Here is a 6,997-nt window from a genome sequence, read left to right on the forward strand (position 1 = left end):
ATTAAATTGCTCTAAAAACTTTGTAAACTGTGCTGGGATCATAGACCACCTCCTTAACAACTGTAATTATATACAGTGTTGCAACAGTTTACAAAAACATAGCCAATTTAAAAAATCATTACTGACCCAGAGCATCTCTCTTTTGCTCGGTTCAGCATTTATTCTTCCTGCGATTGCGCAAGATGCTGTAGATGATACAGAAGTTATTCAAGTTCGTGGTTTGCGATCTAGTATGCAAGAGTCAATGAGTGTTAAACGTGACTCTGCGGGTGTAGTTGATGCCATTTCTGCAGAAGATATCGGTAAATTCCCTGATACAAACCTTGCAGAATCATTGCAACGTATTACTGGTGTTTCAATTAGCCGTAGTAACGGTGAAGGTTCACAAGTTACGGTTCGTGGTTTTGGTGCTGGCAATAACATGGTCACTTTAAACGGTCGTATGATGCCTGCCGCTGGTGCTTTTGGTGGTAACCAAGGAACAGGTCGTGCATTTGATTTTGGTAACTTAGCATCTGAAAGTGTTCGCTCAGTATAAGTATACAAAACTAGTAAAGCGGATATCGCTACTGGTGGTATTGGTGCAACCATTAATATCAAGACAGCTAAACCACTTGATAATGAAGGTTTCAAAGCCAGTATTGGTGCTAAAGCTGTTAATGATACGACTAACCGTAATGGTTCAGACATCACCCCTGAAATATCAGGTATTTTAAGTTTCACCAATGATGACTCTACATGGGGTGTTGGACTAACGGTCAGCCATCAAGAACGTGATAGTGGCTCTGCAGCATTTTTTGAAAACGATTGGCGTATAGCTGAATGGGTACCAATTGGTCAACCTGGCGCAATTGCAATGACTCCTACCGGTACTGTGACTAACGCACCGGCTGAAGGCCAATTGTTTGGTATGCCAAATAACTCTTCTTATAATATTATTGGCACAGAACGTGTTCGTGATAACGCCCAATTAACGGTTCAGTTTGCACCGAATGATGATTTTGTTGCTACGGTTGATTACACCTATGCAAACAATAATATTACTCAACAAACCAATTCTAAAAATGCTTGGTTTAATAGAACAACTGACCATGTGACATTCGATACAGATCAACCTGTTGCAACTACAATATTGATTTCTGAAAGTGTCGGCGGTACTAAAGATAACAACAGTGATTCAAACTTAGAAAAGCAAGACAACACTCTACAATCAATTGGTGTGAATTTTGAATATCAAGTAAATGATTCTTTGGCACTTCGTTTTGATGCCCATGATTCATCTATGGAAAGCTTACCTGATGGCGGCATTTGGGGTAGTTCACTAAGAGTAGCAACAGCTACACCAATCGGTTTGTATCAGACCTTTGATTACAGTACCGAATTACCTGGTATTGTTTTAGACATTGACGATTCTATAAAAGGAAACGGCAATGGCATAGGTGACGCTGGTGATGTTGGCAGCCAAGTAATGCAGATTGATTACAACTCACAAACCGTAGATATTACTCAAATTAAAGTAGATGGTACATACGAATTTGATGAAGGTCGTTTTGATTTTGGTATTGAAAGCCGTTCAATGGAAATGAATCAGCAATTCTCTAACAAATATATGGCTCTAGGGGACTGGGGTGTAACTAAACCTATGGATATTCCAGCTGGTTTGGTTAGTGATTATAATATTATGGCTGAGTTTGATGACTTTGATACTTCTGGTTCAGATCAGGTAGGTTGGGTTTCTGACACTGAAGCTTTAGCTAGCTGGGCTGCTTCAGAATATGGTTATGACCTTAATTACAACCCTGACTTTTCTCAAAACCATAAAGTAGAAGAAGACACTACTGCCGTTTATATACAAATGGCCTTAAACGCTGAGATAGGTGGCATGCCAGCCAACTTCTTAGCCGGTGTGCGTTATGAAACTACTGACGTGAAATCAACTTCATTTACATTAGCTAACCTAGAAGTTGTGTGGACAGATAACAACGATTATTTCTATCCTTTCTCATCAGAAGTTGAAGCGAAAGTAGAAGATCATAAATATGATCATTTACTACCAAGTTTAGATTTTGATATCGGACTTACTGACAAATTGAAAGCACGAGCTTCATTCAGTCAAACCATTGCTCGTGCAGGTTACGATAACTTAAGAGCCGCGGTTTCTGGAATTGGCACTAATGGCCCAGCCAGAACAGGTGGTTCAGCCGTAGCTACTGCGTCTAACCCTGGTTTGGTGCCGTTGCAATCAAGTAACTTTGATATCTCTGCAGAATACTACTTTGAAGATACTAGTTATGTTTCAATTGGTTTCTATGAAAAACGTGTTAAGAACTTTATTGGTACTGAACAAGTACCAGAAAATCACTACGGTTTACGTGATGTAACTGCAGGTCCTCGTGCCAATGCAGCGGCAGCAGCATTGACTGCCGGTGGCTACCCAATCGACGAAACATCATTATTCGTCATGACCGCTATTTTGGATAACCCTGCTGACTACCCAGCCGGCGCAGCTGAATATGTTCCAGGTATTTCGTTTGGTGAACAGATTGCTGCCGATTATGACATTAGTCCGAATGGCGACGATCCTTTGTTCATGTTCTTAACCAGTAAACCAGTTAACAACAAAGAAGCTAAAATTTACGGTTTTGAATTAGCCGCACAACACTTCTTTGCTGATACCGGATTTGGTGTTGCAGCTAACTACACAACTGTACGTGGTGACATCGGTTTTGATGACACCGGTAGTCCAAGTGTTTCTCAATTTGCATTATTGGGTTTAAGTGACACTGCCAACTTGGTTCTTATGTATGAGAAAAATGGTATTCAAGCAAAACTTGCATACAACTGGCGTGATGATTACTTGAACAGCACATCTTGGGGCAGTTCAAGAAGCCCGAACTACATTGAAGCTTATTCACAAATAGACTTTAATCTTGGTTATCAGGTTAATGACAATCTTTCAGTATCATTTGAAGGTTTGAACATTACCGGTGAAGACAGCCGTACTCATGGCCGTTCAGTGCGCCAAATCGTAAATCTGTATGATCTTGGTGCTCGTTACCAAGTAGGTGCTCGTTATACTTTCTAAAGTATAATTTGACCCTTTTTTTAACATAGTGTTAGAAATGAAAAAAGGCCGCTGATTACAGCGGCCTTTTTATCAATACACCCTTCTGCTACCAGTATGACTATGGTTTAATATCTTTTGATATTTAGGCACTCACCTTGAGTTAAAAGGAACAATAAAAATAATGACTCAACATGTTTTATTAGACAATGTTACCCATAATGAATTAAAAGTTAGCCCTCTTTACAAAGCTGAATTTGGCGACAAGGTAAATACGGTGCTTACTTTCTCGACTGAATTAGCAGCAATGCAAACTATTTATCCTCTCTTTTTCCTCCAGAGCAAATTCATAATTTGTACCCGGGTCCGTTAGACCCGACGCCAGGCGGGCAAGCGATCAGCATGGTTGATTTTTCTCGTCCAGACTTTGTCAAATACCCACGTTTTCAACGTGCCATTGAAGCAGGACAAGTGGCAGAGATGGAACCAGGAGATGCCCTGTTCTTGCCAAGTATGTGGTGGCATCAGGTTGAAGCACTCAGTCCGTTTAATATTTTAATTAATTATTGGTGGAATACCTCCCCTCGCTACTTAGGTCAAGCAACGGATGTGCTGAAACACGCATTATTGGGTATCAAAGATTGCCCCAAGCAAGAAAAATTAGCGTGGAAAGCCATTTTTGATTATTACATATTTGGTGAATCAGATAACGCTGGCAAACACCTACCAGAAGAGGCTCACGGCGCATTAGGTAAAATAGACAGTACAATAGCAAGACGTTTACGCAGTCAAATTATAAACAAATTAAATCGCTAGATGAGTAATATCAGGAGTTATTTTGGATAAACAACAACATAGAAGAGTGGTTATTGCGGGTGGTGGAACTGCCGGCTGGATAACCGCTGCAGCCATGTCAAAACTCTCTGTGGGTACCATAGATATTACCTTGGTTGAATCTGACCAAATTAGTACCATAGGTGTTGGTGAAGCGACGATTCCTCCCATGCGTGTTTTTCACCAATTGCTTGGCATTGACGAAAAAGAGTTTATGAAAGCCACATCCTCTACCTTTAAACTAGGTATTTCATTTGAAAACTGGGGGAATAAAGATGAGAAATATATTCACTCTTTTGGTACCACTGGAAAAGGTAGTTATTTAGCTGAATTTGTACATTTTTGGCTGCATGGAAAAACCAAAGGACACTCGGAAGATTTTGGCGATTACTGTTTAGAGCTGCAAGCAGCGCATGCAGGTAAGTTTGTTATCTCGGAAAAACCCAATATTAATTATGCCTATCACATTGACTCCAGTCGTTATGCTAAATTTTTACGCACCTACAGTGAAGATAAAGGCGTCAAACGAATTGAAGGTAAGATTTCCCAAGTATCACAGAACGAAAAAACCGGTTTTATTGAAAGTCTATCCTTAGAGTCTGGGCAAGTAATTGAAGGTGATTTGTTTATTGATTGCACCGGTTTTCGGGGTTTATTGATTGAACAAACCCTGAACACAGGATATGAAGATTGGTCCCATTGGTTACCTTGCGACAGTGCCATCGCGGTGCAAACTAAGTCTGTTGAACCAGCAATACCAATTACTCGTTCTATTGCCCATGAAAGTGGTTGGCAATGGCGAATTCCACTACAGCATAGAACCGGTAATGGTTTGGTTTATTGCAGTAAGTATTTGTCTGATGACGATGCGAAAAAATTACTACTTGAAAATATTGAAGGCGAGACAATCACTGAGCCATTGCTGATTAAATACAGAACAGGTAAACGGCGTAAACATTGGAATAAAAACTGTGTTGCTTTAGGACTGGCTAGCGGGTTTGTTGAACCCTTGGAGTCCACATCAATCCACCTTATTATGATGGGTGTTATTCGTTTAATGCGGCTGTTTCCTTACAATGGGATCGACCAGTCGTTGATAAATGAATACAACCGAGAAACCAATGTTGAACTCGAAAAAATTCGAGATTTTATCATCCTTCATTACTTCGTCACCCAACGAGATGACAGCGCCTTCTGGCGACATTGCAAAAATATGGATATTCCTGATTCGCTCAAACATAGAATAGATATTTTCAAAAGTAATGCACACGCCTTTCAAGAGCCAAATGAATTATTTAGAGTAGATTCATGGACCCAAGTCATGCTCGGCCAAGGTTTAATGCCAGAGTCCTATCACAACGTTGTTAAAACCATGAGTGATAAAGAACTCGAGCACTTTTTGACCAGTATGCGTGATGGGATAGGTCAAGTAGTAGCTAAGATGCCTAAACATGAGGATTTTTTACAACGCTACTGCCAGGTAGAGGTGTAGAAAACCCATGCAATTGTCATTAGACGAAAACATTAAGATCACCAAAAGTCACTTCGGTGACGAACAAGCACCATTGTTAGTCATTGATAATTTTGTCAAGGACGCTGAGCAGTTGGTTGAACATGCCTCTGAACAACGTTTTCTTGCAAACTCCCCGCATTATCCTGGCGTGCGCGCTGAAGCGCCGCAGGCTTATCAACAATTATTGTTGGGGCAGCTACAAAATACCTTGATAGACTTTTTTGATTTAGAGGCTTAATCACTGTCTCTGCCTGTATGTCATTATTCCATTGTGGCCACGCCACCACAAAAACTTAAGTTATTACAGCGCATTCCTCATTTTGATTCTGTCGACAAAAATGGTTTGGCGACAGTACACTATTTGTTCAAATCAGATTTAGGCGGCACGTCATTTTATCGACATCGAAAAACCGGCTTTGAATTTATCGATGAAAACCGTACGTTTGACTATTACAGCTCCCTTGAAAGTGAAAATGACGGGGAAAACATGCCTGGCTCAGGATACATTGATGGCGATACTGCATTATTTGAACGCATTGCAGAACAAAAAGGGGTGTTTAATCGCCTTATCGTTTATCGGCGTAACTCCCTGCATTCTGGGTCTATCAGTAAAAACTTCATTCTAGATCCGAACCCTTTGAGCGGTCGTTTATCTATCAGTACATTTTTAGATCCAAAATGACCAAGTTTCAGCATTTTTGAACTAGCTTTTTTTTCGCTTGAATTTGGCATTTAATAATCGATTCCATAAGCCATGAAACCGTTTCACCTAACACCTATAAAGATTGTTCGCTTAAACGCTATGCGTACAGGGTAAATTATTATTTTAAAAAAGATTGTTTTTTGGTAAGTAAGTTACGCACAACCTCAAGTAAAGTTGTACAAATTATCTATAATAAACAATATATTAAACGATAAACAAAGGCATATATGTAAAATTACCGTCTATATTTTTTTGTTTTTTTAGTAAAACCACAATGAATATTTTGAACAAAAATGCGTGATTTAAGCCAAATCAATTTTTGGTTTTTGATGTTAAAAGTGAATTCTTTATTGAAAACGTTTTCATAATGTTTTATTTTGAACCGTCACTCATTAAGAATCATCAGGTTCCTGTGTTTAAAACACAGATAAACACAGAAAAACACAGAAAAACACAGAAAAACACAGAAAATTTTATCGCTTTCGCAAATATTTGTTAGGCGTATTAGTCAAAATATCATTGATATATCGGGACAAAATAAAAATGTGCAAACTGATCCAGTACCTACCATTCCAAGGGAAGATTACACTATGACAAAATTGCCTTTATACGAAAAAGTCGGTTATGCAATGGGCGATGCAGCCGCTAATCTAGTTTGGCGAGGTGCTATGGCATACTTAGCCGTTTTCTATACTGACACTTTTGGTTTGGCAGCATCAGCTGCAGCCGTTTTATTTTTGATTGTCAGGTTATCAGATGGCGTCACCGACATAATCATGGGCATGATTGCCGACCGTACCAATACATCTTGGGGTAAGTTTCGCCCTTGGATTTTATGGTCTACGCCGTTTTTATGCCTGTTTATGGTGTTATGTTTCACCAC

General features: G+C 39.6%; 5 protein-coding genes and 2 pseudogenes. All 7 read left to right on the forward strand.

The genetic code is table 11. The features are described from left to right. Positions 1-538 (forward strand): TonB-dependent receptor plug domain-containing protein (locus tag QZ488_RS20530; protein WP_293752256.1); only part of this gene is annotated, 538 nt, incomplete at its 5' end. A gap of 12 nt (positions 539-550) precedes the next feature. Further along, positions 551-3,085: pseudogene (locus tag QZ488_RS20535) on the forward strand (TonB-dependent receptor); the annotation flags it as partial. Between the two features lie 163 nt (positions 3,086-3,248). Next, on the forward strand, positions 3,249-3,437 hold the full coding sequence (locus QZ488_RS21585; RefSeq protein ID WP_366509079.1) for a SapC family protein: 189 nt from the start codon (positions 3,249-3,251) through the stop codon (positions 3,435-3,437). Next, positions 3,362-3,880, forward strand: coding sequence for a cupin-like domain-containing protein (locus tag QZ488_RS20540; protein WP_293752260.1), 519 nt, complete (start codon positions 3,362-3,364; stop codon positions 3,878-3,880). The genes QZ488_RS21585 and QZ488_RS20540 overlap by 76 nt, the downstream gene beginning before the upstream one ends. 22 nt (positions 3,881-3,902) lie before the next feature. Further along, entirely contained in the window at positions 3,903-5,390 is a 1,488-nt protein-coding gene (locus QZ488_RS20545) for a tryptophan halogenase family protein (protein WP_293752258.1), read from the forward strand. 7 nt (positions 5,391-5,397) lie between these two features. Continuing rightward, positions 5,398-6,093, forward strand: a pseudogene (locus QZ488_RS20550) (DUF6445 family protein). Positions 6,094-6,704: 611 nt separating this feature from the next. Continuing rightward, positions 6,705-6,997 (forward strand): MFS transporter (locus QZ488_RS20555; RefSeq protein WP_293752262.1); only part of this gene is annotated, 293 nt, incomplete at its 3' end.

It is taken from the genome of uncultured Paraglaciecola sp., assembly GCF_913020055.1.
Lineage (GTDB): Bacteria > Pseudomonadota > Gammaproteobacteria > Enterobacterales > Alteromonadaceae > Paraglaciecola.

Excerpts from the sequence above, each read along its gene's own strand:
- QZ488_RS21585 (WP_366509079.1), top strand. The coding sequence starts at position 3,249 with ATGACTCAACATGTTTTATTAGACAATGTTACCCATAATGAATTAAAA.